The following is a 26,227-nucleotide window of genomic DNA, read 5'->3' as shown; positions in this document are numbered from 1 at the left end:
CAAGGGAGTAACGAGATGCCGAGTGATCCGAGCGTGGCACCGATTCCGATCGTGTGTGACCTGACCAACGCGCGGGACACCGCGGAGGAGCGGATGGCCGAGTACGGTCGGCTGTTCGCGCAATCGCTGGCCGGGCGGGAGCGGACCGGGCAGCGGGTCCGGTTGCGGTTCCGCGCCGACGACGGCGTCGAGGCATGGGTGCGTGACCTGGCCGCCCGGGAGAAGGCGTGCTGCCCGTTCTACGACTTCCGGATCAGCGCTGCCGACGGCGAGGTTCGGTGGGACATCGGCCTGGTCGACGGCGTCGCCGACAGCGACGAAGAGGTGGCCCGCGCGATGCTGGACGAGTTCTACGATGCGCCGGACAACGTCGCCGGCGGTGTGGCCGGCATGAAGCAGCGGCTCGCTGAGGACGGGATCGCGGTCACCACGAGCGAGTCCGGGACGGTCATGCGGTTCAATCGCACGGGCGCCAGCGCCTGAGCCAGGCGTGGTCCACCCGGCTGTCTCCGCCGGGTGGACTCGCCTTAGGTTGCATCCGGTACCCAGGTACAGGCTTACCGTCAACGGGCGGCGCCGATGGCGCCCCGTTCGAGGAGGCCGGTATGTGTTTCGTGGTCCCGGACGCCTGCGCGCTGCCGACGGCGGAGCGGCCGTCTCGGCTGGCGGAGTCCGATGAGCTGTTGACAACCGCCGACTGGGCTCAGGCCGGGCTGCCGCTTGAGGGCGCCCGATCGGCGGCGCGGGCGTCGTGATGGACGGGTTGCGCACCGGTGAGGTCGCCGAGCAGGCCGGCGTCAACATCCAGACGCTGCGCTACTACGAGCGCCGCGGCCTGCTCGCCGAACCGGTCCGGTCGAACGGCGGGCACCGCCTCTACCCGGCCGACACCATCGCCCTACTCAACGTCATCAAAGCGGCGCAGCGGCTCGGGTTCACCCTCGACGAGGTCGCCGAACTCCTCGACGCCGGCGGACGTCGACACCCGAGCGCGGATCTACGGCAACGCGCACTCGACAAGATCGCCGAGATCGACCGGAAGATCGCCGACCTGACCGCTATCCGCGGCACGCTCACCGAGGTCGTCGACGCGCGCTGCGACAGCCTGACCAACTGCACCTGCACCGACTGCCCGATCCCTTACCTGACCATCGGCACCACCCGACCTGACGGAGAGCCCGCATGAGCCAGCCCGCCACGCCGATCCCGGTAGAGATCGACAACGCACCCCCGCGGCGCAGCAAGGTCACCGGCGGGCTTGCCGCCCTCGCCTGCGCCGCCTGCTGCGCCCTGCCGCTGTTCATCGCCGCCGGCGTGCTTACCGGCGCGGGCGCCGCGATCCTGGAGAAGATGCTGCTCGCCGTCGCCGCCGGCCTCGTCGTGCTGGCGCTGGGCATGTGGTGGTTGCACCGGCGTCGCTCCGCCCAGCACGCCGCCGGTGCGGGCTGCGGGTGCGGCGGCAGCGGATGCGGTTGCTGACCAGCGAGGCAGTGCGGCACCCGCACGCCTCGGTGATGACGTCATACTCAGGCCGTGATCGATCAGAGCGACGCCCTTCCCGTGCTGGTCGTCGACGGCGCCTGCTTCGCCGACCTCGACGGTTTCGCCCGCGAGTTCTCCAAGCTGCTGCGCCACCACACCTGGAACGGGAATCTGGACGCCTTCAACGACATCCTCCACGGGGGTTTCGGCACTCCCGAGACCAGGTGGGTGTTCCGGTGGGCCCACTCCGAGCTGTCCCGGACCGCGCTCGGCCACGACGCGACGGTCCGCTGGCTGGAACAGATCCTGCGGACCTGCCACCCGTCGAACCGCGCGAGCGTCGAAGCGCGGATCAGCGAGGCCCGGCGCGGCGAGGGCCAGACCCTGTTCGACATGATCGTGGAGATCATCCGCGACCACGGCCCGGATGGTGAGGAGTCCGAGGACGGCGTACTCCTCGAACTGCTCTGAAGACCGGCCGGTCAGACGGCCATCGCCGGTGGGTAGGTGGCGCGGCTCGGCCGCGCCTCGTACTCCTGCCAGGCCGCCGCCAGCCGGCGCACGGCTTCGCTCAGCTCCGCCGGTGCGGCCAGGAAGTGCACCCGCAAGTGATCGTCGCCGGCGCCGGACGGGTCGAGGCCGGCGCCGGGCAGCACCGCCACGCCGTGCCGCAGCGCCTGCTGGGCGAACGAGCGGCCGTCGCCGTGCGGCAGACGCACCCACAGGGTCTGGCCGCCGGGAACGGCCGGTGCCTGCCAGGACGGCAGATGGCGGGCCAGCTCGGCGCGCAGGTGGTCGTGCCGGGCCTTTCGTTCCACCGCGATGCGGCGCAACAACGGCTCGAGCCGGGGCATCAAGAACGCGGCGGCCAGCTGGGCGGGCACGTTGCCGCCGAGATCGAGGACGGTACGCATGCGGGCCAGCCGGGCGATGACGGCCGCCGGCGCGCGCACCCAGCCGACCCGCAGACCGCCCCACACCACCTTGCTCAGCGAGCCGATCGTGATCACCTCGTCGTGGTGCGCGGCGATCGGGGCCGGCACCGGCTGGTCCGGAAAGCCCAGCTCGGTGAGGGCCTCGTCCTCGATCAGGGGCACGCCGGCCGCGGCGGCCGCTTGCGCGATCCGGCGCCGGGCCGGGGACGGCAGGACGGTTCCGGTGGGATTGTGGAAGGTGCTCATCGCGTACGCGAAGACGGGTTTTTGATCCTCGATGGCGCGCGTGAAGCCACTCAGGGTGACCGGCAGCGTGCGCAGCACGGCGCCCTCCTCGCGGAACGCCTCCAGCGCCCCGAAGTAGGTCGGCGCCTGCACCAGGACGCGGTCGCCGGGCCGGATCATGGCCCTGGCCAGCAGGGTCAGCGCCTGCTGGCCGCCGGTGGTGACCAGCACCCGGTCGGGCGTGGTGGGCAGGCCGCGGGCCGTGAAGCGGGCGGCGATGGCCTCACGCAGGGCGAGATGCCCCATCGGGTGGTAGCCGATGTCGCCGGCGATGCCGGCCAGCTGCGGGACGGTACGCGCATACGCCTCCACCAGCTCCGCCGGAGGCGCGTCCGGCGCCGCACAGGCCAGCATGATCACCCCGTCGCGGGGTTCGAGCAGGTGCAGGAAGGCCGGCGCCTCGGTGGTCGGCCGCGACGTCGCCGCCGCCGGCCCGGCGACCCGGGTCCCGCTGCCCTGCCGGCGGACGATGCGCCCCTCGCCGCACAGCAGGTCATAGGCCGCGACCACCGTGCTGCGCCCCACCGACAGGGCGGACGCCAGGACGCGGTCCGGCGGCAGCGGCGCGCCCGGCGGCAGCTCGCCCTCGTCGATCAGCGTGCGGATCCGGGCCGCCAGCAGCAGATACAGCGCGCCGCGCCCGGACGACCAGCGGCCGAGACGCTCCACCAACCCGATTGGCTCCATTGGCAGACCAATCTAGCGGCATTGGCTCTGCCCCGCGAGACCGGCCACGCCGACGATGACGACATGACCGCCTTCACGCCGACCGCCATGACCTCGCTGATCGACGACCACGTCCGCTACGACCTGGCCGAGAGCACCAGCCCGCCGCTGTCGCTCGCCGACCTCGCCGACCCGGCCGAGCTCGCCGCGATCCCGCTCGGCTACGGCACCACCCGCGGCTCCGCCGACCTGCGCGAGCTCATCGCGGCCGACGCCGGCGTCAGCGCCGAGCAGGTCCTGGTCACCGTCGGCGCGATCGAGGCGATGTTCCTGATCGCCCAGGCCACCTGCGGTCCCGGCGACCGGGTGCTGCTGGTGACACCGTGCTTCCCACCGGCCCGCACCGTGCCGGAGGGACTGGGCGCGCACCTCGACCTGGTGGCGGCGACCTTCGACGACGGGTACCGGCTGCCGCTGGACCGGGTCGTGGCGGCGCTCGGACCGCGTACCCGTCTGGTGTCTCTCGCCTCGCCGCAGAATCCCTCCGGCGTCCGGATCACCGAGAGCGAGCTGCGCGAGCTTCTCGCCGCGGTGCGCGAACGCGCACCGCGGGCGGTGGTCCTGGTGGACGAGACCTACCGAGAATCGGCGTACGCCGACAGCCCGGTCCCGCCGTCCGCGGCCACCCTGCCCGGCGTGCTCACCTGCTCGTCGGTCTCCAAGGCACACGGCGCGCCCGGCCTGCGCCTCGGCTGGCTGACCACCACCGACCCGGCCCGGTACGCCCGCCTGCGCGAAGCCAAGTTCGTCTCCACGATCGCGTGCTCCGGCGTGGACGAGTTCCTCGCGACCCGGGTGCTGTCCCGGCGTGCCGAGATCCTCGCACCGCGCGCCAAATTCCTCGGCGAGCAACTCGGCGAACTGCGCGCCTGGGTGGCCGGGCAGCCGATCGAGATGGTGGTGCCGCACGGCGGTCCACTCTGCTGCCTGCGGCTGCGGCCGGAGGTGGACGTCGCCGGCTTCTACGCCCGGCTCACCGAACTGGAGACGCGGGTGGCGCCCGGCTCCTGGTTCGGCGAGGACGACCGGGTGTTCCGGCTCGGCTTCGGGCATCTGCCCGCGGCTGAGCTGGGGGAGGCACTCGGCCGCCTCGCCGACGCGCTGCGCACCCGATGACCGGGTCAGCCGTCGAGGTCGTCGAGCGGCTCGCTGCCCCGCCAGGTCAGCACGGCAGCCGGCATCATGGCGCCGACCAGCATGGCGGTCAGCGTCACGTTGATCCAGCCATCACCGTCGATCAGCGATGAGCCGCCGGTCTTGCGCATGACGCCGTCCGCGATCGCCACCAGCACCAGCACGGTCAGAAGCCCGACGGTCAGCGCGTGGGCGCGACGGTGCGCGTTGTCCCGTTCGCCGACCTCGCGCTCGTCGAGCATCCGATCCGGCACGGCGTCGAGCATCCGGGAGGCCTGCCGCAGCAGCAGAAGCAGCCCGACGCAGAGCGTCACGACGACCACCATCACGGTGGTGCGCGCCAGGCTGTCGGCCATGGTTCCGGCGACCAGCCCGCCGGCAAGCGGCAGCACCGGCAGCACCGCGATCGCGCGGCGAGTGCCGCGGCCGGCCAGCCAGGCCGGCAGCGGGCGCTGCCGGTGATCCTGCACCCGAGCGTCCTTGTCGGCGACCAGCCGGCTCATCCGCGCGGCGCGATTCTCGGTGCTCACGTCGGCTCTCCACTCCTCGTCGGGTACAGCTGTGCGGACATCGGGACGAACGGAGCCAGCGAGAACACCGCTTCGATCGGCAGCTCGAAGTAGGCGCAGATCCGCAGCGCCAGCTCCAGGGAAGGCCCGTAGTCGCCACGCTCCACGAAACCGATGGTCTGCGCGTTGACCCCGACCGCCTGCGCCAGCTCGCTGCGCGAGACACCGCGCTCGGCGCGCAGCACCGGTAGCCGGTTGTGCACGCCAGTGCGGCGGCGACCGTCCTTCGAGTCATTGCCCGCCATGCACGAAGTATTGCGTATACGCAACGACAGTCGCAATCGTTGATCTCGGTCGATAGCGTCGCGGCATGCGGATATTGCACCTGTCGGACACGCACCTCACTAGAGCGCCGGGCCCCAACAGCTCCGGCATCGACCCCCGCGAGTCGCTGCGCCGCATCCTGGACGAGTGCCGCGAGCTGCCGGATCTCGACGCCGTGGTGATCACCGGCGACGTGGCCGACGACGGTTCAACCGAGGCGTACACCGACGCGCGCGACCTCATCGGCGCCTTCGCCGGGCAGCGCCGGATCCCGGCGATCCTCAGTACCGGCAACCACGACGAGCGTGCCGCGTTCACCGGCGTGCTGGGCAGCGGCCACCTCGACGGAGCGGAACACCAGCTGGACGCCGCCGACGGCGCCCGGGCGGCGGTGACCACGGTCGACGGATGGCGGATCATCACGCTCGACTCCCTGGTGCCCGGCAAGGGCTACGGGCACCTCAGCACCGAGCAACTGGCCTGGCTGCGCGACGTCCTGGCGGTACCCGCCCCGCACGGCAGCGTCCTGGGCTTCCACCACCCGCCGGTCATGGTCCCCGGCGTGGCCGTGCAGCACGCTCTCGGCCTGAGCAACGGCGACGACCTGGCCGAGGCGATCCGCGGCAGCGACGTGCGGATCGTGCTCTGCGGCCACTTCCACCTGCAACTGTCCGGGATGCTCGCGGGCGTACCGGTCTGGGTCACGCCGGGCGTGGTCAACCGCATCGACCTGACCGCCACCCCGGGCACCGAACGGGCGGTCAGAGGCGCCTCCGCCTCCCTGATCGACCTCGGCGGCCCGCACTCGCCGGTCTGCCACACCCTGCACGCCCGCGACCCGCGGCTCGGCCAGACCGCGTACGAGCTCGGCGCCGCGGAATTGGCCGCCGTCATCACCGCACTGGGCCCACCGGTGCCCTGAGCTCGCCGAACCGCACTCGGACGCGCCGGACAGCGCCGGTGTCGGGCTGTCGACACAATCACTCACGGTCGTTCCCGGTCGATATTCTGGCCGTGATCCCGGGGGGTCGACATGGGGCCCGGAGCCGCCGCGGAAAGCTGCATCTCGACACCACTCGGATGCCCGGCGGGGTGCTGCGCTTCAACGTCAGCGCCCTGTCCGAGCGGGCGGCCCGCGCGTTGGCCGAAGGCACCAGGTTCGTGGAGCTGACCGAGGACACCGCCCGTGACTGGGGTTACGTGGGCATGGCATACCCGCTTTCCCACCTGGACGTGGATGCGGCCCTGTCCGTTCCGCGCGTCCGCGCATCCACGCGCGGACGTCGGCGCGAGCCCGCGGACACGGAGGACGCGGAAGAGGTAGGCGACGCGGAAGAGGTGGAGGTAGAGCCCGCGGAAGAGGCAGGCGACCAGGCCTCGGCGGCTCTGCCCACGTCTCCCCGCCGGTCCCGCCGGCGGGAATAGCCTCGATCAAGGTGGGAGGTCACCATGGCCATGGACAACCGGGTCGTGGAGGCCCTGGGCCTGGCCTACTACGCGCGCGCGACGGCCGCCCCCGACCAGGCCCGCGCCCAGGCGCAGAGCGGATTCGCCATCGCCAGTTTCCTGGCGGGAGGCATCGTCGGCGCCGGGATCCTGAGCGGAGCCGGGACCCTGCCGATCGCCGTGCGTGTCGCGGCGGCGGTCGCGGTAGCACTGTGGATCGTCACGGCGCTGCTGTACGCCCGCGCGGTCGGCGAACCGATCCGGCTCGACGCGGCGGAACAGCCGGACGCCGAGGCGTTCGTCAGAAAGGTGCTGGAGAACGCGGCAGCCGAACGCGACGCGGTCGACGCTAAGCGCCGCCGGGCGTACCTGGTCAGCGTGGCGGCCGCGGCGTTCACCGCACTCGCCGCCGTGCTCGGGCTGCTCATCCGCGACGGGGAGAAACACGCGACCATCCTGCTGACACCGGCCGGCAGCGCGTCGGTCGAAGCCCTGTGCGGATCGCGCGTGACCGAGCTGACGGCATCGTGAAGGTCGCCGACATCGGCCGCGAGTACCTGACGGTGCGCCCCCGCGATCCGGCCTGCGCCGACCACGATCTGCACATCCGCAGAGCGGACGTGCTCCAGGTCGCCGTACCGCGATAGCGTCAGCGCGGTAGATCGTGCTTGCGGTGGGTGACCTTCTCCACCAGCGTGGCCGGCAGCAACCGGCGCAGGGTGAACACCAGCGGGGCGTTGCTGCCGACCGCGTATCGCGGCTTCGGCCGGTCCGCCTCGATGGCGCCGACGATCGTGGTGGCCACCCGTTCGGCGCTGACCCCGGCGCGTTCGTTGCGGTCCAGCGCGGCCAGCATCTTCTCGAACTCGGCCCGGTGTGGTGAGCCGGCACCGATGTACTTGGTGCGCCGCTCGCTGATGCCGGTGGCGATCGAGCCCGGCTCGACCGTGGTCAGCCAGACCCCGTACGGCGAGAACTCGTGCCGGGCGCCGTTGCTGAAGCCCTTGAGTGCCGCCTTGGTCGCCACGTAGGACGAGCGGTAGGCGAGCGGGAACGACGCCAGCATCGAGCCGATCATCACGACCCGGCCGTAGCCGCGCTCGCGCATCCCGGGCAGGGCTAGTTGCGCCAGCCGGACCGGGCCGAGCACGTTGACCTGGAACAGCCGGCGCAGCGCGTCGAGCGGCAGCTCTTCGAACGGGCCGGACTGGCTCTCCCCGGCGTTGTTGACCAGCACGTCCACCCGGGCGAGGCGGCCGGCGAGGGCTTCGATCGAGGCGTCGTCGGTGAGGTCGAGCGCGACGTACTCCACGCCGGGCGCCCGTTGGTCCGCGGACAGCGCCTCGGGTTTGCGACTGGTTCCGATCACCCGGTAGCCGCGCGCGGCGAGGGCGGCCGCCGTCGCCTTGCCGATGCCGGACGAGGCGCCGGTGACCAATGCGGTGCGTTCCATCGGCGCACGATACCGGTCCTACCCGTGGGAGCCCAGCAGCGACCGGGTGATCGACTCGCCCTCGGCGAGCATCTCGTCCAGAGCCCGCTCCAGGTCGGCGTCGCCCGGCTGGTGGCCGGACTCGGCGGCCACCAGCACCGCCCGGCGTACCAGCTCCTTGGCGAACGAGGCGGTGATCCCCGCCGACCGTCCCGCGGCCCGGTCCAGCGTCGCCGCCCCGAACGGCAGCCCGCGGGCGTAGAGCTCGATCAGCCGGCGCCGCGCTTCCGCGTCCGGCAGCGGCACCTCCACGGCCAGGTCGACCCGGCCGGGCCGCTGCGCCAGTGCCGGCTCCAGAATGTCGACCCGGTTCGTGGTGAGCAGGAACGCGACGTCCGCGTCGTCGGCGAGCCCGTCCAGCGCTTCGAGGACGGCGAACAGCAGCGGCTGCGGCCCGGCGTGATGGTCGCGGCTCTCGGCCACCAGGTCGCAGTCCTCCAGGACCACGAGCGCGGGCTGCAACGCCCGCGCCATCTGGGTGGCCTCGGCGACGTACGCGATCGACGGGCCGGCCAGCAGGATCACCGTGACCTCCGGCAGCGCCCCCAGCAGGTAGCGCACCGTGTGCGTCTTGCCGGTGCCGGGTGGCCCGTACAGCAGCAGCCCCCGCTTGAGGTGCTGGCCGGCGGCGCGCAGCCGGTCCCGGTGGGTGGCCACCCCGGCCACGTGCCGCCCGATCCGGTCCAGTACGCCCGGCGGCAGGATGATCTGGTCGGCGGTGAGCGCCGGCCGCCGGTGGAAGACGATGCGACCCACCCCGGGCTCGTAGTCGGAGCCGCCCAGCGACAGCACCTGCCCGCGCAGCACCGAGCGGCGCAGCATCAGGTCCCGCACCGCGGCGATCAGCGCGGCGGCCACGTCGCCGGCCGCGGTGAGGATCTCCATCTGGGCGGTGGTCTGCCCGAACCGGGGTTCGGCGGTGCGCTGCAGCACCGCGACCGGCGCGCCGTCGAAGGTGAACAGCCGCAACCCGAACGAGATCGCCTGCCGGACGGTGTCCGGCCCGGTCGCGATGCTGCGGTAGTCGACGGCGCCGACCGGGAAGTTGCCGTGCCGTTCGGCGTTCTCCAGGATCTCGGAGAGCGAGTTGTGCCGGCGCTGCTGGCCGCCGCCGACGCCGAGCAGCCGGTGCTCCGGCGCGGCGTCCTGCACCTCGGCGAGGGCCACGTCCAGGTCGACGAACAGGTGCGCCGGGATCTCCTCGGTCACCACCGGCAGCCCGCGCGGGTCGGTGCCGAGGTGCTCGGTCAGGACCGCGACGAGGCTGGGCCCGTCGCCACGGTTGCGCCGCTGGGCGTAGACGACCTCGTCGAGGAACGCCTGGAAGCTGGTCACGAACTCGTTCGTACGCTCATCCACGCGCCCTATCTTCACGGATGTCGCGCAGCCACGCGGCCCCGCGAAACACGGTCTGGTGGACGAGCACACCCGCGCCGGTGTTGACGACGGCGAGCAAGAACACGGGGAGCAGCCCTGCGCCGGGCCGCACGATGTCCTGGGCCAGCAGGAGGATCGGCCAGCCGAGCGTGCCGGCGAGCAGCGTGGTGCGCCACCAGCGGCCCGCGACTAGTCCGAACAAGATCAGGGTGGGAATCATGAAGACACCGGCCTCTGTGTGCGTACGGTGATCGTCACTCCTGTCGATGCCCGCGTCAAGACGCTGCCGCAGCACCCGGCCGCGTGAATTTCCGGCTTTTTGTTCAAGGCTCTGAGCTGGCCTTTCGTGGAAACCGCGGCGAGTTGCGGGGAATTAGGTTGAACCGCTCGCGACCCGCCGCCCGTACTGGCCCCCGACCGGGCACACCGAAAGTCCAACGACGAGGAGTGAGCATGAGGGCGCGCGCGTATCGAGGCGACCAGAGCAGTCGGCGGAAGACGATCGGCGCGGTGGCTGTCGCGGGAGTGTTGCTGGTGACCGGGGTGACCGGGGTGCAGCTGGCGTCGGCGGGCACCGAGGCCAAGGCCGCCGACGTGATCAACGTCGATGGTCAGCAGTTCGACGTCTCCCAGTGCACCGAGCTGGCGATCGACGGCGGCACCGTGGTCTGTGACGGCGAGGAGCTCGCACCGGTCGAGGAGCAGGCGCCCGGCGACGCCGCGGCGGCATCGGCGCTGGCCCTGGAGGAGTCGTGCGACCAGTTCGCGGCCGACATCGCCGCCGCCGAGGGTGAGCAGGCCGGTGAAGAGGCCGGCGAGCAGGCCGGTGAAGAGGGCGCCGCGGCGGCCAAGAAGCAGCGCAAGGCCCTGGCCAAGAAGTGGGCGAAGGCGCTGAAGGCCGCCGAGAAGGGCAAGGCCGAGAAGGGCAAGGCCGGCAAGGGCGCGGCCGAGGAAGGCGCGGCCGAGGAAGGCGCGGCCGAGGAAGGCGCGGCCGAGGAAGGCGCGGCTGAGGAAGGCGCCGCCGGCGAAGAGGGCGCGGCTGAGGAAGACGCCGTCGCAGCCGCTCAGCAGGGCCTGCTGCAGGCCTGCCTGGCACTGGCCGACGCCAAGGCGGCCGCAGGCGACGCCGGCGCGGGCGAAGACGCGGGTGCCGGGGAAGACGCCGGCGCGGGCGAGGACGCCGGTGCCGGGGAAGACGCGGGCCAGGAAGAGGCCGGCGCGGGCGAGGACGCCGGCGAGCAGGCCGGCCAGGAGGAAGAGGCCGGTACGGCCGGCAAGTAACCCGCCATCACGGCCCGGGTGACGGTGAACGCGCCCATCGGGTGCTGGCGGATCAGCACGCTGTGACAGATCGGCGCGGGGCGGAAACGCTCCGCGCCGGTTCAGTCCCCGCCGCCGCCACCGCCGCCCCCGCCGTCACCCGCACCGCTGTCCCCGTTCCAGGCCAAGTCGGCGTGCCGGTTCGCGTCCGTCTCGCAAGCACCGCCTCCGCCCGGGTCATCAGTGCGGGTCCGGGCACGGCGCCGATCACGCAGGTAACCGATCCCGACGACCAGGGCGAGCCCGGACATCGCGACGACGAAGACGATCACCGGCAGTTCCATGCGCGGCAGTATCAGCCGGTGACCGGCGGTCCGGCCACCTCCGCCAGGACCGTCCCGGTCGACGACAGGGTGACACCGATACCCGCCAGATCGGCCAATCTCTCCGCGCTGACCTGCGACACCGCGTCCTCCACCAGCACGGTACGGAAGTCCCGCTCGCTCGCCTCGAACAGCGTGGCCCGCGGACAGTTCGGCAGATTGCACCCCGCGACCACCACGGTGTCCACCTGCCGCTCGCGCAGCCACTGCTCCAGCTCGGTGCGGTAGAAGGCGCCCCAGCGCGGCTTGAACAGCACGATCTCGTGCTCCCCGAGCACCTGCGGCTTACCGGCCAGCAGCACGCCGGCGTCGACCGGCAGCGGACCGCCCGGCCCGGCGATCCCCGCGATCACCGCCGACCCCGGCGTATCGGGAGCACCGAGTACCGCGCCCGCCTCGACCGCCGCGCGCCGCGGCAGGTCCACGTCCGAGGAGCCCGGCGGATAGAGCCGCACGATGTGCACGATCGGCCGTCCCGCCCGCCGGAAGCCCTCGGCCAGCCGCCGCACGTTCGGCGTCACCGCGTCGGTGCCGGCGACCGGCAGCATCCCGCCCTCGGCGAAGTCGACCTGCATGTCGATGACCACCAGCCCCGACGCCGCCCAGTGCGGCTCGGTGTATCCACTCATTCATGTCCTCCCAGGTGGCGCCGGTAGCGGATCTCGTTGAGCGTGAGGCCGAGCGACTCGTCGACCTGCGACGCTCCGTCGGCCGTCCACCCGCCGATCTCGTAGAAGCGCTGCGCCCGCCGGTTGGTGTCGAGGGTCCACAGCACCGCCTGCCGGAAACCGGCCGCCCGCAGGTGGTCCAGCCCGGCGTCCATCAGCAGCCGGCCGCAGCCGCGCCCCCACCGCTCCGGGAGCAGGTAGATGGCGTTGACCTGGCCGGTGCCGGGCTCCGGAGCGGCCGACACGACCACGTAGCCGGCCACGCCCCCGTCGTCCAGCACCAGGATCGCCGTGGGCGGCCGGGCGTCGCGGATCCACTGCCGCCATCCGGGCACCTGCGCGGCCGGATCGAGGCCGTCCAGGTGGTCCTGCGGCACCAGTCCCCGGTACGCCGCCTGCCAGGTGCGCACCCGTATCTCGGCGAGCGCCTCGGCGTCGGCCAGGCTCGCCGGACGCACCCTCGGCGTGGACATCGGCATGCCGTCACGATTGTCGCGCCCGGCTGTCACGTCCACCGATTTCCGTGCCCCGCTCAGCGAACGGCCAGCGAACGCACAGGTCAGCCTGGACATGGCCGCGTACCGTTGAGGAAACCCCAGCAGACAGAGGAGACGGTGCCGGTGAGCGGCTTCATCAAGCGGTTCGTTCTCTCGATGGTCGCGTCGAAGCTTCAGCGGGCGTCCCAGAAACACCACAACCCGGCCGTCGACGGCCTCCTGCGGGAGGTCAACCACCGCATCGCGCGCAGCCAGGGCTACGGATACCACCACCCGGGCGCTTACGGCCATCCGGGTGCCTACGGCCATCACGGTCATTACCGCCATCACGGCCACTACCGGCACCACGGTCATTACCGCCGCAGGTGGTTCTGACCCTGCCGGAGAGGCTCAGACGTGGCCGCGGCCGTGCCCGGACGCCAGGACCCAGCCGGTCGCCGAGTCCACCACCTTGACGTCGGCCGGGTCGCCCTCCAGCACGTACACGATCACCTGACCCGGCACGCTGTCGATCCGGAACTGCCGGTCGCCGCCGGAACCCACCACGATGAACGTCTCACCCGGCCGTAGCCAGTAATCCGACCCGGCCGGCTCCAGCAACAGACACAGCGGCTCCGCGCCGAAGTTACCCACCGGCAGCCGCTGTGCCGGCGCGGGCGTGCCCACGTGCCTGTCTGTCCGGACGGCGGGCTTTTCCCTGCCTCTCCGGGTCGGAAGATCCATGCCCCGACTATCGCACGCCCACCCCCGGCAGGCACAGACCGAAAAGATCAGCGTTCGGCGGCCGATGCGTAACGCTCACGCAGCGATATCGGTACGCGTCACCGGCCGTTCCCACCCATCGGGACCGTCCCGCCGCGACCGCGCGAGGCCGCACCGGTGTGCGGCCCCAGCGCGACCGCCGGGCCCAGGCGGGTGGTCACCGCGAGCGGGGAACCGGCGGCCATCGGTACCCGTCTCAGCCGGTGACGTACGCGCCGACTGCGGGGGAGCCATGAACAACCGGACGGTGATATCGGTCATCGTGCTGGCGCTGGCCCTCAGTGCCTGCTCCCACTCGCGCACGGACGGGCCCCCGGAGGTGCAGGAGGCCTGGGAGTCGTGTGCGGCCGTCGTCGCGGCGGACGACCTGATGCTCACCGACGTCGGCCAGGAGCCGCTGGTCCTGCCCCGGCTCGACCACGACTTCCAGCCGGTCGCCACGGTGATCTGCGGCGTCGGCCCGCGAGAGCGCCCGGACGGCGGCACCGACCTGGTGGCCACCGAGAAACGCGCGGTGGACATCGCCGCGCTCGTCGAGTCGCTGCGCCTGCCGGACGAGACCCCGACGCTCGACGCCTGCACCCAGGAACTGCCGTTCGTGCCGTGGCTGGCGCTGCTCGACGAACAGGGCCGGTGGATCCGCCCGGGCGTGCCGGTCGACGAATGCCGCAAGCCGCGTACCGAGTTCGGCGCCGCGGTCCACCAGCTGCGCACCGAGCAGGTCTCCGCCACCGTGGTCCGCTCGCTCAGTGCGAAAGCATCCCGCTGACCATCGCCTGCCAGGTCATCGGCCCGACGATGCCGTCGACCGCCATCTCCGGCGTGCCGGCGCGCACACCCTCCTGGAAGGCGCGGACGCCCGCCTCGGTCTCCGTCCCGAAGTCGCCGTCCACGACGAGCTGCGGATCGCCCGACTGGTCCCGGCCGCGCAGCTCCTCCTGCACCGCCCGGACCGCGTCACCGGTCGAACCGCGCCGTACCGTGACGATCAGCGCCGACCAGGTGAGCTGCCCGGCGATCCCGTCCACCGCCAGCTGGTTCGCCTGCTGGAAGGCGCGTACCGCGGTCTCGGTCTTCGGGCCGAAGTCGCCGTCCACGGTCACCGTCTGACCGCGCTGCCGCAACAGGTACTGCAAGGTGAAGACCGGGTGCCCCTTGTCGCCTTCGCGGGTGTTCGGCCAAGGCTGCAATGCCATGCTCGTTCCCTTTCCTCGTGGGCGATCTGTCGCTCCGCTCCACCATCGCCCCGGGCGTCAAGTGATTCAACCGGGTCGATGACTGGCGAGCCGGGAGCACTCTTGAGGTGAGTGAGGAAGGACGATGCGATGACCGCGATTGCGATCTCCGGCCTGACCAAGACGTTCGGCCGGACCACCGCGCTGGACGGGCTCGATCTGACCGTGCAGAAGGGCGAGGTGCACGGCTTCCTGGGGCCCAACGGCAGCGGCAAGACCACCACCATCCGGATCCTGCTCGGCCTGTTGCGCGCCGACGCCGGACAGGTACGACTGCTCGACGGCGACCCATGGGCCGACGCGGTCGCCCTGCACCGGCGGCTGGCGTACGTGCCGGGCGACGTGATCCTCTGGCCGGGCATCACCGGCGGCGATGTGATCGACCTGCTCGGCCGGCTGCGCGGCGGCCTCGACCGGCGGCGCCGCGACGAACTGCTCGAACGCTTCGACCTGGACCCGTCGAAGAAGGCCCGCGCCTACTCCAAGGGCAACCGGCAGAAGGTCGCGCTGGTCGCCGCGCTCGCCTCGGACGCCGAGCTGCTGTTGCTCGACGAGCCGACCAGCGGCCTCGATCCGCTGATGGAGTCCGAGTTCCAGCGGTGCGTACGGCAGGTCAAGCAGGAGGGCCGCACCGTGCTGCTGTCCAGCCACATCCTGGCCGAGGTGGAGGCGCTGTGCGACCGGGTCAGCATCATCCGGCTCGGCCGCACCGTGGAGTCCGGCACGCTCAGCGAGCTGCGGCACCTCACCCGGACCTCGATCTCGGTGGAGACCTCCCGGCCGGTCACCGGGCTGGACGGGCTGCCCGGCGTGCACGACGCCGTCGTGGAGGACCATCACGCCCGGTTCGACGTGGACACCCAGGGCCTGGAACCGGTCATGCGGCAGCTCGCCACGCTGGGCGTACGCAGCATCACCAGCACACCGCCCACCTTGGAGGAGATGTTCCTGCGCCACTACGGGGAGGAGTCATGACCGGGACCGGGACGCTGCTCGCCTTCAACCTGCGCCGGGACCGGGTCGCGCTGCCGCTGTGGATCGGCGGCGCCGGGCTGCTCTTCCTGGTCCAGTCCACCCAGAGCCAGAACCTGTACGGCACCCCCGAGGAACTCGCCGCGCTGCGCGCCACGCTCGGCGGCAACACCGCGGTGATCGCCATGAGCGGCCCGGTCGAGCTGCTGGACAGCATCGGCGGCGAGATCGTCTTCGAGATCTTCGCGTTCGCCGCGATCGTGGTCGCCCTGATGAACATGTTCCTGGTCGGCCGGCACACCCGCGGTGACGAGGAGACCGGCCGGGCCGAGCTGATCCGCTCCGCGCGGGTCGGCCGCCGCTCACCGGTGTACGCCGCACTGGCACTGGCCGCGCTCGCCGACCTGGCCGTCGGCGCCGGGGTCTTCGCGGTGGCCGCCGGCACCGGTCTGCCGGTCGGCGGATCGCTGCTGGTCGCGGCCGCACTCGCCGGGGTCGGACTGGTCTTCGCGGCGCTCACCGCGGTCGCCGCGCAGGTCTTCGAGCACGGCCGGGGCGTCTACGGCGCGGTCGGCCTGGGCATCGGCGCGGCGTACATGCTGCGGGCCGCCGGGGACGCCGGCAATCCCGCGCTGTCCTGGGCCTCGCCGATCGGCTGGGGCCAGCGCACCTTCCCGTACGGCCAGGAGCGCTGGTGGCCGGTGCTGCTGCTGCTCGGTACGGCGCTCGCGCTGACCGGGATCGCGCTGCTGGCCCTGGACCGGCGCGACTTCGGGGCTGGGCTGGTCCGGTCCCGGCCGGGCCGGCCACGGGCGTCGTGGGCCCTCGGATCGCCGGCCGGGCTGGCCTGGCGGCTGCACCGGGGCGCGGTGATCGGCTGGGTGATCGGGGTCGGCATGCTCGGGGCGGCGTACGGGTCGCTCGGCGACAGCATCGAGCAGTACATCGCCGAGAACCCGGAGGTCGCCGAGTTCCTGCCGGGCGGGGCGGCGGACGTCGTCGACTCGTACCTCGCCCTCACCGTCACCATGGGCGCCCTGCTGGCGGCGGCGTTCGGGGTGGCTGCCGCGCTGCGGGCCCGGGCCGAGGAGACGGCCGGGCGCGCCGAACCGCTGCTGGCCACCGCGGTCAGCCGCACAGCCTGGCTGGGCAGCCACCTCGGTGTCGCCCTGCTGGGCAGCGCGCTGGTGCTCATCGCCGCCGGCTTCGGCGAGGGCCTGGCGTACGGGCTGACCGTCGGCGAGCCCGGCCAGGCGATACGCATGACCGGCGTGGCCCTGGCCTACCTGCCCGCGGTGTGGGCGGTGGTGGCCGTCGCGGCGCTCGGCCTGGGATGGTGGGCCCGGGCCGCCGCGGTCGCCGGCTGGGTGGCGCTCGGCTACTGCGTGGTCGTCGAGCTGTTCGCCGACTCGTTCAACCTGCCGGAGTGGGCCCAGCAGGCGTCGCCGTTCGTCCACGCGCCCGAGGCGCCCCTGGAATCCGTGACGGCCGCACCGCTGATCGCTCTCGGCGTGGTCGCCGCCGCCCTGGTCGCGGCCGGCCTGGCCGGCTTCCGCCGCCGCGACGTCGGCTACTGATGACAGTTGTAGCGTCGAACTAATTGGTTGTATGGTCGAACTATGCCGGAGGATGATCTCGACCTGGCGCTGCTGCTGCAGGGCCGGATCACCACGTTCGTGCGCGCGTTCGGCCTGCACCAGCCGGACCGCACCCCCTGCGGGACACCGGTGCCGGTCTCCGAGGCCCACGCGATCGGCGAGCTGGACCGCGACGGGCCGCTGACGCAGAGCGCCCTGGCCAGACGGCTCCGGCTGGAGAAGAGCACGGTCAGCCGCCTGGTGGCCCAGCTGATCGGCCGTGGCTGGGTGCGGCGCGCCGAGCGTGACGGTGACGCCCGGCTGGTCTGGCTGGAGCTGACCCCGGACGGCAGCCGGGCCGCCGGCGAGCTGGCGGTGGCCCGGGCCGCCCGGTTCACCGAGTTGCTGCGCAACATCCCCGCCGAGCAGCGACCGGCGGTCATCGACGCGCTGACGACGCTGGTCGAGGCCGCCACCGGGCAGCCGACGCCGGCGGACGCGGGCGTGGTCACCCGTGGTTGACCAGCGGACCGGCTCGCGCCCCGCGACGACCCGCCGCCGCGGCCGATGGCGTGCCGGTGCGGTATTCGGCGCCGCGCTGGGCCTGGCCCCGCACCTGCTGCACCACGCCGGCCTGCTCGCCGGCACGGCGCTGCTGGCGGGAACCGGCGGGACCGTGCTGTTCGGCGTGCTGGGCCTGGCCGCGATGCTGCCCATGCTGCGGAACCTACGCCGCCGGTTCGGCACCTGGTGGGCGCCGGGCATCGCGGTGACCTCGTTCGCCGTCCTGTTCGCCGTGTCGGCGTTGCTGATCGGCCCGGCACTGCGCACCGCCCTGGACGGCCCGCCCCAGCCTGACCCGGCGCCCTCGGCGCCGGCCGGCGAGCACACCCGTCATCACCGCTGACACCCGCTATTTCCCGGTGGTCGCGCTGGGGCCCGGGTGTGATGCCGGGCTCGCGCGGCGCGGCGGGACGGACCGATCCGGCGGGACGGGCGGTGCCCGTACCCGATAAGGGGTGCCGTCCGGGTGCCGATAGGTAACACGTGATGGGGGAGCGGGAGCAGCGGCGGCTTGCCGAACTGCACGAGTACCAGCTGCTCGACACCCCGCCGCAGGAGGAACTGGAGACGGTCGTCCGGGTGGCGGCCGCGGTGGCCGGAGTGCCGACCGCGACCCTCAACCTGATCGACGCCCAGCGGCAGTACCAGCTGACCACGGTCGGATTCCCCGGCAAGGACTGCGACCGCTCCGACTCGATGTGCGCGGTACGCCTCGACACCGGCCGCTTCGTGAACCTGCCGGACGCCCGCCGCGAACCGGACTATCAGCGCAACCCGTGGGTGACCGGGGTGCTCGGCTCGATCGTCTTCTACGCCTCCGCGCCGCTGGTCACGCCCGGCGGGTTCGCGCTCGGCACGCTCTGCGTCTTCGACACCGAGCCGCACGAACTGACCGCCGAGCAGGTCAGCCGCATCGAGGACCTGGCCGCCATCGTCGTCGCGTTCTTCGAGTGCCGCCGGCACGTCCGGCTCACCGCGGCGCTGGCCACCCAGACCGAGGCCCGCAAGCAGTGGGCCGAGGCGGTGATGGACACCATCGACGTCGCGGTGATCGCGATCGACCCGGCCTACCGGGTCACCGAGTTCAACCGGGCCGCGCGGGGCTACCACGAGCCGGACGTGGACCTGGAGGCCGCGCCGGTCGAGGTCGCCGCCCGCTTCACGCTGTACGAGCCGGACGGCCGCACTCCGGTCCCGGACGACCAGGTGCCGCTGGTGGTGGCGCTGACCGGGGGAGGGCCGGTCACCGGCCGGGAGATGATGATCCGGCGGCCGGACGCCGAGCCGCGGCGGGTCCGCGCGAACGCGCGGGCGTTGCACTCCGCGGACGGCGCGGTGCTCGGCGCGGTGGTGGCCCTGCAGGACGTGACCGCGGAGTGGTCCCGGCGCGGTTTCATCGACCAGGCCCGCCGGCGGCTGGCCGCGGCCAACGCGGACCTGCGCCGCTCCAACGCCGACCTGACCAACTTCGCCGGCGCGGTCAGCCACGACCTGGTCGCCCCGCTCGCCGCGGTGGGCGGCTATCTGGAACTGCTCGCCGACGAGGTGGACGGCCGGGCCCGCGGCTGGGTGGACGCGGCCGCGCGGGCCGTCGCCCGGATGCGGGACCTGATCGCGGCGTTGCTCGACTACGCCCGGGCCGGCAGCGCACCGGTGCGGCGCGTGCGCGTACCACTGGGCAACCTGCTCGACCAGGTGCTGCTCGACATGCGGGCCGAGATCGAGGCGGCGGGGGCACGCGTACGCGTACCCGGCCCTCTGCCGGTGATCTGCTGCGACCCGGTGCTGGCCCGGCAGCTGCTGCAGAACCTGATCGCGAACGCCATCAAATACCGGCATCCCGACCGGCCGTGCCGGGTCACCGTGACCGCCGCCGCGGGCCGGGTGTCGGTCGCCGACAATGGCGTCGGCGTCCCCGCCGAGCAGCGGCACCGGGTGTTCGACATGTTCACCCGGCTGGAGCCGGGCGCGGCCGCCGCCGGACAGGGCATCGGCCTGTCCACCTGCCTGCGGATCGTCGACCGGCACGGCGGATCCATCCGGATGGAGGAGAACGCGGACGGCGGGGTGACCGTGGTCTTCGCCCTGCCGGAGCCGGCCGATGACTGATCTGCGGGAGCGGCGGCGACTCGCCGCGCTGCACGAGTACCGCCTGCTCGACTGCCCGGCCGGCGACGAACTGGAGGCCGTGGTCCGGGTGGCCGCCACGGTCGCCCGGGTGCCCACCGCCAGCCTGAACCTGATCGACGAGAACCGGCAGTGCCAGCTCACCTCGGTCGGTTTCCAGGGCGCCGACTCGGCCCGCGCCGATTCGATGTGCGCGATCCGCTTCGAGACCGGACGGTTCACCTACGTGCCGGACGCCAGCCTCGACCCCGCCTACCGGGACAGCCCGTGGGTCACCGGTGTCCTCGCCGGCGTGCGGCTCTACGCCTCGGCGCCGCTGGTCACCTCGGCCGGGCACGCGCTGGGCACGCTGTGCGTCTTCCACGACCAGCCCGGGACCCTGGACGAGCAGCAGATCGCCCGGCTCAAGGACCTCGCCGCGATCGTCCTGGCGCTGTTCGAGCGGCGCCGGCAGGCCCGCCTCAACGCCGAGCTCGCGGTCGTCGCCGAGACCCGCAAGCGGTGGACCGACACCCTGCTGGAAACCATCGACGTGGCCGTGGTGGCCTGCGACGAGCAGGGCCGGCTCATCCTGTTCAACCGGGCCGCCCGGGACTGGCACGGGCTGGACGCGGATCCGAGCGTCGACCCGTGGGACTTCTCCGACCGGTACCACCTGTACGAGACCGACGGCGTCACCCTGCTGAGCCCGGACCGGGTCCCGCTGCTGCGCGCCCTGCGGGAGGGGGTCGTCACCGACGCCGAGTTGATCATCAAGCGGACTACCGGCGACCCGGTGCACGTCAGCGCCGGGGGCCGCGCCCTGGTCGCGGCGGACGGCTCCCCGATGGGCGCCGTCGTCGCGATGAACGACGTGACCGGCGACCGGATCCAGCAGCGGGCGATCGAACAGGCCCGCCGTGAACTGGCCCGGGCGAACGAGGAACTGCGCCGCTCCAACGCCGACCTGAGCAACTTCGCCGGTGCGGTCAGCCACGACCTGGTCGCCCCGCTCGGCGCGGTCGGCGGCTACCTGGAGCTGCTGGAGGACGCGGTCACCGGCGACGCCCGGCAGTGGGTGGGCGCGGCGGGCCGGGCGGTGACCCGGATGCGCGACCTGATCCGCTCGCTGCTCGGGTACGCCCAGGCCGGCAGCGCCCCGGTACGCCTGTCCCGGGTCGACCTCGGCGAGATCCTCGATCAAGTGCTGGCCGACCTGCGCGAGGCGATCGACGAGGCGGCCGCCCTGGTCAGCGCGCCCGAACCGCTCCCGGTCGTCTCCTGCGACCCGGTGCTGGCCCGTCAGTTGCTGCAGAACCTGGTCGGCAACGCGGTCAAGTACCGGCATCCCGAGCGTCCCTGCCGGATCACCGTCACCGCCGCCGGCGACGAGATCCGGGTCGCCGACAACGGGCTCGGCATCCCGGCCGAGCAGCGCGACCGGGTTTTCGACATGTTCACCCGGCTCGACGACGCACCGGCCAAGGGGCACGGCATCGGCCTGTCCACCTGCCTGCGGATCGTCGAACGGCACGGCGGCGCGATCCGGGTCGAGGACAACCCGGGCGGCGGAACAGCGTTCCTCTTCACGCTGCCTCATTGACGGGCATCGGTGCTCCGCATAACTTACGAGGGACCACCGAAAGTTACGCGCTTCGTCTCCCTCGAAGGAGTCACGTTGAGAAAGACCTCCCGTGCCGCCGTGGCCGTCCTCGCCACCTCGGCACTGCTCGCGATCGTGGGCCCGGCCGCGCCGGCCAGTGCGGGTGACCGGCACGACGGCAAGACACTACGTTCGGCCGCACCCCGAGACTTGCGGATCGGCACGGCGGTCGCCGGCGGCGGCCACCACGTCGACCAGCCCTATCCCGACCCGTTCTTCCACGACAAGCCCTACCGCAAGGTCCTGGCCCGCGAGTTCAGCTCGGTCTCGCCGGAGAACCAGATGAAGTGGGAGTTCATCCACCCCGAGCGGCACCGGTACAACTTCGGCGCGGCCGACGCGATCGTCCGCTTCGCCCGGCAGAACGGGCAGGCCGTGCGCGGGCACACTCTGCTCTGGCACAGCCAGAACCCGGCCTGGCTCAACGAGGGCACCTTCACCAAGGCCGAGCTGCGCTCCATCCTGAAGAGCCACATCTACACCGTGGTCGGCCGCTACCGCGGGCAGATCCACCAGTGGGACGTGGCCAACGAGATCTTCAACGAGAACGGTGAGTACCGGCAGGAGAACATCTTCATCCGCGAGCTCGGCCCCGGCATCGTGGCCGACGCGTTCCGCTGGGCGCACCAGGCCGACCCGAAGGCGCAGCTGTTCCTCAACGACTACGGCGTCGACTGGCCGGGTGCCAAGGTGGACGCGTACGAAGCCCTGGCCAAGGAGCTGCTCGCGGCCCGGGTGCCGCTGCACGGTTTCGCCTCCCAGGCGCACCTGTCGATGCGCTACGGCGCGCCGGACCAGCTGGCGAGCGTCCTGCAGCGCTTCGACGACCTCGGCCTCTACACCGCGATCACCGAGCTGGACGTGCGGATGGACCTGCCCGAGGGCGGCGTGCCGACCGCCGAGCAGCTGCAGACCCAGGCCCGCTACTACCGGACCGTCCTGGACGCCTGTCTGGCCGTCGACGACTGCAACTCGTTCACCATCTGGGGCTTCACCGACAAGTACTCGTGGGTGCCGGTGTTCTTCCCGTCCGAGGGCGCCGCGACGGTGATGTGGGACGACTTCAGCCGCAAGCCGGCCTACTACGCCCTGCTCGAGGGGCTGCGCCAAGCCCGGTGATCGCCGCCGGCGTGACCGGCCGGCGTTTCCCGGCGGTCGCGCTGGGGCGCGCCGAACCGACGTGCCCGCGTGCGAAAGCGGGGACGGGGAAAACGAAACGGCCGTCCGCTCGAAGCGGACGGCCGTTTACGCGTACCGATCTAGAACAGCGGCGTGCGGCCCTTGTAGCCGGTGGAAATGCGCACGCTGGTGGCAATGATCTTGCCGTTGCCGCGCAGCAGCATCAGATAGCCGGTGGAGGCGTGCACGGCGACCAGGTCGGTGAAGCCGTCCCGGTCGAAGTCGCCGATGCCGGTCACGTCCCGCAGACCCCGGCCCGAGCCGATCTTGACGCGGGTCTTGAAGCCGCCCGACTTGCCCGGGTACAGGTACAGGTCGCCGGTGCTGTTCAGCTTCACCACCAGGTCCTGGTAGCCGTCCCGGTTGAAGTCGCCGGCCCCGGTGAACTCGCTGCGGTTGTTCCAGTTGCCCTTCGCCAGCAGCTTGCGCGTGCCGAACTTGGCGCCCTTCTTGCCCGGGTACAGGTAGACGTTGCCGTTGCTGGTCTGTGAGGCCAGCATGTCCGGGTAGCCGTCCCGGTTGAAGTCGCCGATCGCGGTGATCTCCCGCAGGTGCTTCATGTTGCTGTAGATCTTGGTGCGCGAGCCGGCCTTGCCGGTGCTGCGGCCGGGGTGGAAATACATCGCCCCGGAACCGGTACGGGTGATCACGTCCTGCATGCCGTCGCGGTTGAGGTCCATCCGCACGATCGCGTTCGCGCTGCTGAACCCGCCGGCGACCTTCGTGCGGGCGCCCTCGGTGACGACCGTGCCGTTGCCCGGGTAGGTGTACAGGTTGCCCGTGCTCTTGGTCCGCGCCAGCACGTCCGACCAGCCGTTCCGGGTCCAGTCGCCGAGCTTGGCCGAGGGCAGCCGGGCGAAGTCCACGTAGTTGCTGTCGATGTTGATGGTGTGCCCGTCCCAGGTCTCCTTGTGCGGGCCGCCGTACTGCTTCATCCGCCGCTGCGGCATCCAGTACGCCGCCGGGATCGCCTTGTCGGCGACCGTGACCTTGTTGTCCCAGCGGGCGAAGTCCACATAGTCGGGCCGCGCGTAGCCGGCCTTGTTGTAGACCGCCACCTGGTCGGCGACGCCGGAACCGGTGCTGCTGTAGAAGCCGGAGAAGTAACCGTGGTCGTGCAGCCGCGCGGTCCAGGCGTGCATGAACGCCAGCACCCCGGCCTTGCAGGCGGCGTCGCTTGACCGGTACGCCTCCATGTCGTAGACCAGCACGCTCTCCGGCGACAGGCCGAGCTTCTTGGCCTGGGTGACCGCGTCGTCCGCGGTGGCCCGGCCCTGCGCCCCGGCCCGCGCGTTGTCGATGAAGTGCTTCTTCGTGACCGTGGTGCACGTCGCCTGCGGGCCCACGTAGATCGGGATCAGCCGCCAGCCGCGGCTGATCTGCTCCTTCACCCAGGCCGCGGTCAGGTTCGCCTGGGTGCAGCCCCGGGCGACACCGCCGAAGTAGATGCCGATCGCCCGGTACGGCGACTTGAGCCAGGCCTTCATCGCGTCGCTCGACGGGGCGGTGCACGCGTCGAACGCGTACCCCCGGAAGTTGCCCGGCTGCGGCGGCAGCGCGGTTGCCGCGGTCGCGTTCCCGTTCACCAGGGCGAGCGGAGCGACGCACAGTGCGGCGACGAACACGCCCAGTAGTCGCTTCCGGTACCTGAAGAGCCGGCGGGGATGGAGCCGGTGACGCCCGGGCTTGGGCGTGTCATTCATTTGTCGGACCTATCGTCGGTGACCGGGAGCCCATAGAGGGAAGCAAACGTTCGGGCTGCCGCACATCGTCCGAACGGCCAGCATGATCGCGAAGCCCATGCCTGCGGTGGATTCAATGACCGGCCATCGCGCGTTCGTCCGCCGTTCACCGAGGCCGGTCTAGCCTTCGGCCATGACCGCCCTGCTGCTCACCCGGGCCGCTGCCGCACGACACCTCGCCGAATCCCTGCTGGGCGACAGCGGCGACCGGTGGCGGCACAGCGCCGGCGTCGCCGAACGCGCCGCCGGCCTCGCCGACCGGCTCGGCCTGGACCCGGACGTGCTGGTCGCGGCGGCCTGGCTGCACGACATCGGGTACGCCAAACCGATCGCCCACACCGGTTTCCACCCGCTCGACGGCGCCGCCCACCTGACCGCCGAGGGCTGGCCGGCCCGCGTCGCCGGCCTGGTCGCCCACCACTCCGGCGCGCGGTTCGTCGCCGCCGCCCGCGGTCTCGCCGGCGAGCTGGCCGCCTTCCCCGACGAGCACAGCCTGCTGGCCGACGCCCTCACCTACGCCGACCAGACGGTCGGCCCGCGCGGCGACCGGGTCGGCACCGAGCAGCGGTACGCCGAGATGCTGCACCGCCACGGCCCCTGCTCACTGAACGCCCTGGTCGACGCGGACCGCGGCCCTCACCTGCGTGCCATCGCCGCCCGGGTCGGGGCGCTACTGGGCGAGGGAACGCAGGAACCCGGTCAGCGCGTCGTGGTACGGCCGTAACGTCCGCAGGTCCACGTACTCGGCCGGCCCGTGCTGGCCGTCCCCGCCCGGCCCGAAGATCACCGCGTCCACACCGTGCGCCGAGTAGAACCGGCCGTCCGCCGAGCCGTGCTTGCGCAGCGGTGAAGCGTCGTACCCCACCGACTCGGCGGCCCGCCGCAGCGCCCGCACCGCACGACTGTCCGGGTCGGCGTGATGCGGCGCGCCCACCGCGTCGACGTGCACTCGCACACCCGGACCGGCGATCGTGTGCAGGTCGGCGATCAGCTCGCTGTCCGAAGACGGGAACCGGATGTCCAGCCAGGCGCACGCGTCGGCGGGCACCATGTTCACCGCCTGATTGCCGGTCTCGATCCGGGCCACGTTCACCGTGGTGACCCACTCCTCGGCCGCCGGCACCGGATACCGGTCCAGCAGCCGGCCGATCGCGCCGGTCACCGCGAGAAGCGCGTTCGACCCGAGCCAGGGGTAGGCGGCGTGCGCGGTGCGCCCGGTGGCGGTGAGCCGGACCCGCAGGATGCCCTTGGACTCGGTGACGATCCGCAGATTGCTCTGCTCACCGATGATCACGAAGCCGGCCCGGACGCCCTGGGCCACCTGGTGCCCGGTGCCGTCGAAGCCGCCCACCTCCTCGTCGGTGACCAGCTGCAACGCGATCGGGAACGGCAGCCGCGGCGCCAGGTCGCGGAAGACCGTGGCGAGCACCAGGGCGGCGCACTTCATGTCGTGGGCGCCCCGGCCGTACAGCAGGTGGCCGTCGCGGCGGGCGGTGAACTGATGGGGTTCGCCGGGGACGACGTCCAGATGGGCGTTGAGGATCACGGACGGTTCGCCGGCCGAGACCGAGACCAGCGCGCTGGGCTTGCCACCGGAGGAGAACCGGCGCACCTCGAAGCCGGGACCGACCAGCTCCAGCACCAGGCCGAGCGCGCGGTGCAGGTCGTCCGGGCGGTCCGCGGTGGAGCGGATGCCGATCAGTTCCACCGCGGGCGCGACCAGTTCCTCCATGCGATGAGAAACTACAGCGGCAAGTCAGGCTGCTATCTTGCTGGCAGGTCATGAGTGCCAGCGCGTAGCCCCGGCTTGCTGGCCGGCAACCCTTGCGTTCGCGATGGGGTGCCCCGGGTGAGGACCGGGCCGGTGTCGCCCGACACCGGCAAAACGGCGAACCCGTGGAGGCGCGGT

Annotated in this window: 33 protein-coding genes and 1 riboswitch; of the genes, 20 read left to right on the top strand and 13 right to left on the bottom strand. The window is 72.3% G+C overall.

Translation table 11 applies throughout. The features are described from left to right. Positions 1 to 15 precede the first annotated feature (15 nt). The 5 genes from I4J89_RS38370 to I4J89_RS38350 all read left to right on the top strand — a co-directional run bounded on the left by I4J89_RS38370 (position 16) and on the right by I4J89_RS38350 (position 1,953). The gene (locus I4J89_RS38370) at positions 16 to 483 is read left to right on the top strand and encodes a hypothetical protein (protein WP_196419102.1); all 468 of its coding nucleotides are present in this window, start codon (positions 16 to 18) and stop codon (positions 481 to 483) included. Between the two features lie 122 nt (positions 484 to 605). Further along, positions 606 to 755, top strand: coding sequence for a hypothetical protein (locus I4J89_RS38365; protein ID WP_196419164.1), 150 nt, complete (start codon positions 606 to 608; stop codon positions 753 to 755). Beyond that, positions 755 to 1,186, top strand: coding sequence for a MerR family transcriptional regulator (locus I4J89_RS38360; protein WP_196419101.1), 432 nt, complete (start codon positions 755 to 757; stop codon positions 1,184 to 1,186). The genes I4J89_RS38365 and I4J89_RS38360 overlap by 1 nt, the downstream gene beginning before the upstream one ends. Next, complete coding sequence (gene merT, locus I4J89_RS38355; protein WP_196419100.1) at positions 1,183 to 1,479, top strand: mercuric ion transporter MerT; 297 nt, start codon at positions 1,183 to 1,185, stop codon at positions 1,477 to 1,479. The genes I4J89_RS38360 and merT overlap by 4 nt, the downstream gene beginning before the upstream one ends. A 54-nt stretch (positions 1,480 to 1,533) precedes the next feature. Continuing rightward, positions 1,534 to 1,953 carry a barstar family protein gene (locus I4J89_RS38350; RefSeq protein WP_196419099.1) on the top strand — a complete coding sequence of 140 codons (420 nt, stop codon included), beginning with the start codon at positions 1,534 to 1,536 and terminating at the stop codon, positions 1,951 to 1,953. A gap of 11 nt (positions 1,954 to 1,964) precedes the next feature. On the opposite strand, the gene I4J89_RS38345 is transcribed toward I4J89_RS38350, so the two are convergent. Beyond that, entirely contained in the window at positions 1,965 to 3,389 is a 1,425-nt protein-coding gene (locus I4J89_RS38345) for an aminotransferase-like domain-containing protein (protein ID WP_196419098.1), read from the bottom strand. 63 nt (positions 3,390 to 3,452) lie between these two features. Here I4J89_RS38345 and I4J89_RS38340 point away from each other — a divergent pair, with 63 nt between their 5' ends. Beyond that, positions 3,453 to 4,544, top strand: coding sequence for a pyridoxal phosphate-dependent aminotransferase (locus I4J89_RS38340; protein WP_196419097.1), 1,092 nt, complete (start codon positions 3,453 to 3,455; stop codon positions 4,542 to 4,544). Positions 4,545 to 4,549: 5 nt separating this feature from the next. Here the strand turns inward: I4J89_RS38340 and I4J89_RS38335 are convergent, their stop codons facing one another. Both I4J89_RS38335 and I4J89_RS38330 read right to left on the bottom strand, forming a co-directional pair. Further along, positions 4,550 to 5,092, bottom strand: coding sequence for a hypothetical protein (locus I4J89_RS38335; protein ID WP_196419096.1), 543 nt, complete (start codon positions 5,090 to 5,092; stop codon positions 4,550 to 4,552). Next, complete coding sequence (locus I4J89_RS38330) at positions 5,089 to 5,376, bottom strand: helix-turn-helix transcriptional regulator (RefSeq protein ID WP_196419095.1); 288 nt, start codon at positions 5,374 to 5,376, stop codon at positions 5,089 to 5,091. Before I4J89_RS38330 ends, I4J89_RS38335 begins: the two co-directional genes overlap by 4 nt. 65 nt (positions 5,377 to 5,441) lie before the next feature. On the opposite strand from I4J89_RS38330, the gene I4J89_RS38325 reads away from it, so the two are divergent. From I4J89_RS38325 to I4J89_RS38315, 3 genes are all read left to right on the top strand, one after another. Beyond that, the gene (locus I4J89_RS38325; protein ID WP_196419094.1) at positions 5,442 to 6,317 is read left to right on the top strand and encodes a metallophosphoesterase; all 876 of its coding nucleotides are present in this window, start codon (positions 5,442 to 5,444) and stop codon (positions 6,315 to 6,317) included. Between the two features lie 92 nt (positions 6,318 to 6,409). After that, on the top strand, positions 6,410 to 6,820 hold the full coding sequence (locus I4J89_RS38320; RefSeq protein WP_196419093.1) for a hypothetical protein: 411 nt from the start codon (positions 6,410 to 6,412) through the stop codon (positions 6,818 to 6,820). Positions 6,821 to 6,844: 24 nt separating this feature from the next. Next, positions 6,845 to 7,372, top strand: coding sequence for a hypothetical protein (locus I4J89_RS38315; protein WP_196419092.1), 528 nt, complete (start codon positions 6,845 to 6,847; stop codon positions 7,370 to 7,372). 118 nt (positions 7,373 to 7,490) lie between these two features. Here the strand turns inward: I4J89_RS38315 and I4J89_RS38310 are convergent, their stop codons facing one another. Genes I4J89_RS38310 through I4J89_RS38300 form a run of 3 tightly spaced genes read right to left on the bottom strand, consistent with a single transcriptional unit; the run spans position 7,491 to position 9,930 of the window. Next, positions 7,491 to 8,294 (bottom strand): SDR family oxidoreductase, encoded by an 804-nt coding sequence (locus I4J89_RS38310; RefSeq protein ID WP_196419091.1) that lies wholly within the window; start codon positions 8,292 to 8,294, stop codon positions 7,491 to 7,493. Between the two features lie 18 nt (positions 8,295 to 8,312). After that, positions 8,313 to 9,692 carry an AAA family ATPase gene (locus I4J89_RS51760; RefSeq protein ID WP_196419090.1) on the bottom strand — a complete coding sequence of 460 codons (1,380 nt, stop codon included), beginning with the start codon at positions 9,690 to 9,692 and terminating at the stop codon, positions 8,313 to 8,315. Continuing rightward, positions 9,685 to 9,930 (bottom strand): hypothetical protein, encoded by a 246-nt coding sequence (locus tag I4J89_RS38300; RefSeq protein ID WP_196419089.1) that lies wholly within the window; start codon positions 9,928 to 9,930, stop codon positions 9,685 to 9,687. The genes I4J89_RS51760 and I4J89_RS38300 overlap by 8 nt, the downstream gene beginning before the upstream one ends. A gap of 314 nt (positions 9,931 to 10,244) precedes the next feature. Here I4J89_RS38300 and I4J89_RS38295 point away from each other — a divergent pair, with 314 nt between their 5' ends. After that, complete coding sequence (locus I4J89_RS38295; protein ID WP_196419088.1) at positions 10,245 to 10,991, top strand: hypothetical protein; 747 nt, start codon at positions 10,245 to 10,247, stop codon at positions 10,989 to 10,991. A gap of 101 nt (positions 10,992 to 11,092) precedes the next feature. Here the strand turns inward: I4J89_RS38295 and I4J89_RS38290 are convergent, their stop codons facing one another. The 3 genes from I4J89_RS38290 to I4J89_RS38280 are packed head-to-tail and all read right to left on the bottom strand — an operon-like array spanning position 11,093 to position 12,500. Next, positions 11,093 to 11,314 (bottom strand): hypothetical protein, encoded by a 222-nt coding sequence (locus I4J89_RS38290; RefSeq protein WP_196419087.1) that lies wholly within the window; start codon positions 11,312 to 11,314, stop codon positions 11,093 to 11,095. A gap of 11 nt (positions 11,315 to 11,325) precedes the next feature. Further along, the gene (locus I4J89_RS38285) at positions 11,326 to 11,982 is read right to left on the bottom strand and encodes a cysteine hydrolase family protein (protein ID WP_196419086.1); all 657 of its coding nucleotides are present in this window, start codon (positions 11,980 to 11,982) and stop codon (positions 11,326 to 11,328) included. Then, positions 11,979 to 12,500 carry a GNAT family N-acetyltransferase gene (locus I4J89_RS38280; RefSeq protein ID WP_196419085.1) on the bottom strand — a complete coding sequence of 174 codons (522 nt, stop codon included), beginning with the start codon at positions 12,498 to 12,500 and terminating at the stop codon, positions 11,979 to 11,981. The genes I4J89_RS38285 and I4J89_RS38280 overlap by 4 nt, the downstream gene beginning before the upstream one ends. A 141-nt stretch (positions 12,501 to 12,641) precedes the next feature. Here I4J89_RS38280 and I4J89_RS38275 point away from each other — a divergent pair, with 141 nt between their 5' ends. Beyond that, positions 12,642 to 12,893, top strand: a complete 252-nt coding sequence (locus I4J89_RS38275) for a hypothetical protein (protein WP_196419084.1) — start codon at positions 12,642 to 12,644, stop codon at positions 12,891 to 12,893. A 15-nt stretch (positions 12,894 to 12,908) separates the two neighbouring features. Here the strand turns inward: I4J89_RS38275 and I4J89_RS38270 are convergent, their stop codons facing one another. After that, entirely contained in the window at positions 12,909 to 13,184 is a 276-nt protein-coding gene (locus tag I4J89_RS38270) for a hypothetical protein (RefSeq protein WP_196419083.1), read from the bottom strand. A gap of 328 nt (positions 13,185 to 13,512) precedes the next feature. Here I4J89_RS38270 and I4J89_RS38265 point away from each other — a divergent pair, with 328 nt between their 5' ends. Further along, a complete protein-coding gene (locus I4J89_RS38265; RefSeq protein ID WP_196419082.1) occupies positions 13,513 to 14,049 on the top strand; it encodes a hypothetical protein in 537 nt (178 codons plus the stop codon). Here I4J89_RS38265 and I4J89_RS38260 read toward each other — a convergent pair. After that, positions 14,027 to 14,476: a peptidoglycan-binding domain-containing protein gene (locus I4J89_RS38260; protein WP_196419081.1), complete on the bottom strand. Its 450-nt coding sequence runs from the start codon at positions 14,474 to 14,476 to the stop codon at positions 14,027 to 14,029. The two genes, I4J89_RS38265 and I4J89_RS38260, sit on opposite strands and share 23 nt — an antisense overlap. A gap of 129 nt (positions 14,477 to 14,605) precedes the next feature. On the opposite strand from I4J89_RS38260, the gene I4J89_RS38255 reads away from it, so the two are divergent. From I4J89_RS38255 to I4J89_RS38225, 7 genes are all read left to right on the top strand, one after another. Beyond that, positions 14,606 to 15,490 (top strand): ABC transporter ATP-binding protein, encoded by an 885-nt coding sequence (locus I4J89_RS38255; protein ID WP_196419080.1) that lies wholly within the window; start codon positions 14,606 to 14,608, stop codon positions 15,488 to 15,490. Further along, positions 15,487 to 17,064 carry an ABC transporter permease gene (locus tag I4J89_RS38250; protein WP_196419079.1) on the top strand — a complete coding sequence of 526 codons (1,578 nt, stop codon included), beginning with the start codon at positions 15,487 to 15,489 and terminating at the stop codon, positions 17,062 to 17,064. The genes I4J89_RS38255 and I4J89_RS38250 overlap by 4 nt, the downstream gene beginning before the upstream one ends. Positions 17,065 to 17,106: 42 nt before the next feature. Continuing rightward, entirely contained in the window at positions 17,107 to 17,586 is a 480-nt protein-coding gene (locus tag I4J89_RS38245) for a MarR family winged helix-turn-helix transcriptional regulator (RefSeq protein ID WP_196419078.1), read from the top strand. Further along, entirely contained in the window at positions 17,579 to 17,971 is a 393-nt protein-coding gene (locus I4J89_RS38240) for a hypothetical protein (protein WP_196419077.1), read from the top strand. The genes I4J89_RS38245 and I4J89_RS38240 overlap by 8 nt, the downstream gene beginning before the upstream one ends. Before the next feature lie 143 nt (positions 17,972 to 18,114). Continuing rightward, positions 18,115 to 19,737, top strand: a complete 1,623-nt coding sequence (locus I4J89_RS38235) for a sensor histidine kinase (protein WP_196419076.1) — start codon at positions 18,115 to 18,117, stop codon at positions 19,735 to 19,737. Next, entirely contained in the window at positions 19,730 to 21,337 is a 1,608-nt protein-coding gene (locus I4J89_RS38230; protein WP_196419075.1) for a sensor histidine kinase, read from the top strand. Before I4J89_RS38235 ends, I4J89_RS38230 begins: the two co-directional genes overlap by 8 nt. Positions 21,338 to 21,412: 75 nt before the next feature. Next, on the top strand, positions 21,413 to 22,516 hold the full coding sequence (locus tag I4J89_RS38225; protein WP_230860311.1) for an endo-1,4-beta-xylanase: 1,104 nt from the start codon (positions 21,413 to 21,415) through the stop codon (positions 22,514 to 22,516). A gap of 140 nt (positions 22,517 to 22,656) precedes the next feature. Here the strand turns inward: I4J89_RS38225 and I4J89_RS38220 are convergent, their stop codons facing one another. Then, positions 22,657 to 24,279, bottom strand: coding sequence for a glycoside hydrolase domain-containing protein (locus tag I4J89_RS38220; protein WP_196419074.1), 1,623 nt, complete (start codon positions 24,277 to 24,279; stop codon positions 22,657 to 22,659). A 172-nt stretch (positions 24,280 to 24,451) separates the two neighbouring features. Between I4J89_RS38220 and I4J89_RS38215 the strand changes: the two genes are divergently transcribed. Next, a complete protein-coding gene (locus I4J89_RS38215) occupies positions 24,452 to 25,042 on the top strand; it encodes an HD domain-containing protein (RefSeq protein ID WP_196419073.1) in 591 nt (196 codons plus the stop codon). Here the strand turns inward: I4J89_RS38215 and I4J89_RS38210 are convergent. Next, the gene (locus tag I4J89_RS38210) at positions 24,989 to 26,050 is read right to left on the bottom strand and encodes a M20 family metallopeptidase (RefSeq protein WP_196419072.1); all 1,062 of its coding nucleotides are present in this window, start codon (positions 26,048 to 26,050) and stop codon (positions 24,989 to 24,991) included. The two genes, I4J89_RS38215 and I4J89_RS38210, sit on opposite strands and share 54 nt — an antisense overlap. A 46-nt stretch (positions 26,051 to 26,096) precedes the next feature. Further along, a riboswitch (SAM riboswitch) is annotated at positions 26,097 to 26,211 on the top strand. The last annotated feature ends 16 nt before the right edge of the window (positions 26,212 to 26,227 follow it).

The sequence above is a fragment of the Actinoplanes aureus genome (assembly GCF_015704865.1).
Lineage (GTDB): Bacteria > Actinomycetota > Actinomycetes > Mycobacteriales > Micromonosporaceae > Actinoplanes > Actinoplanes aureus.
This window is presented reverse-complemented; position numbering and strand designations above follow the sequence as displayed.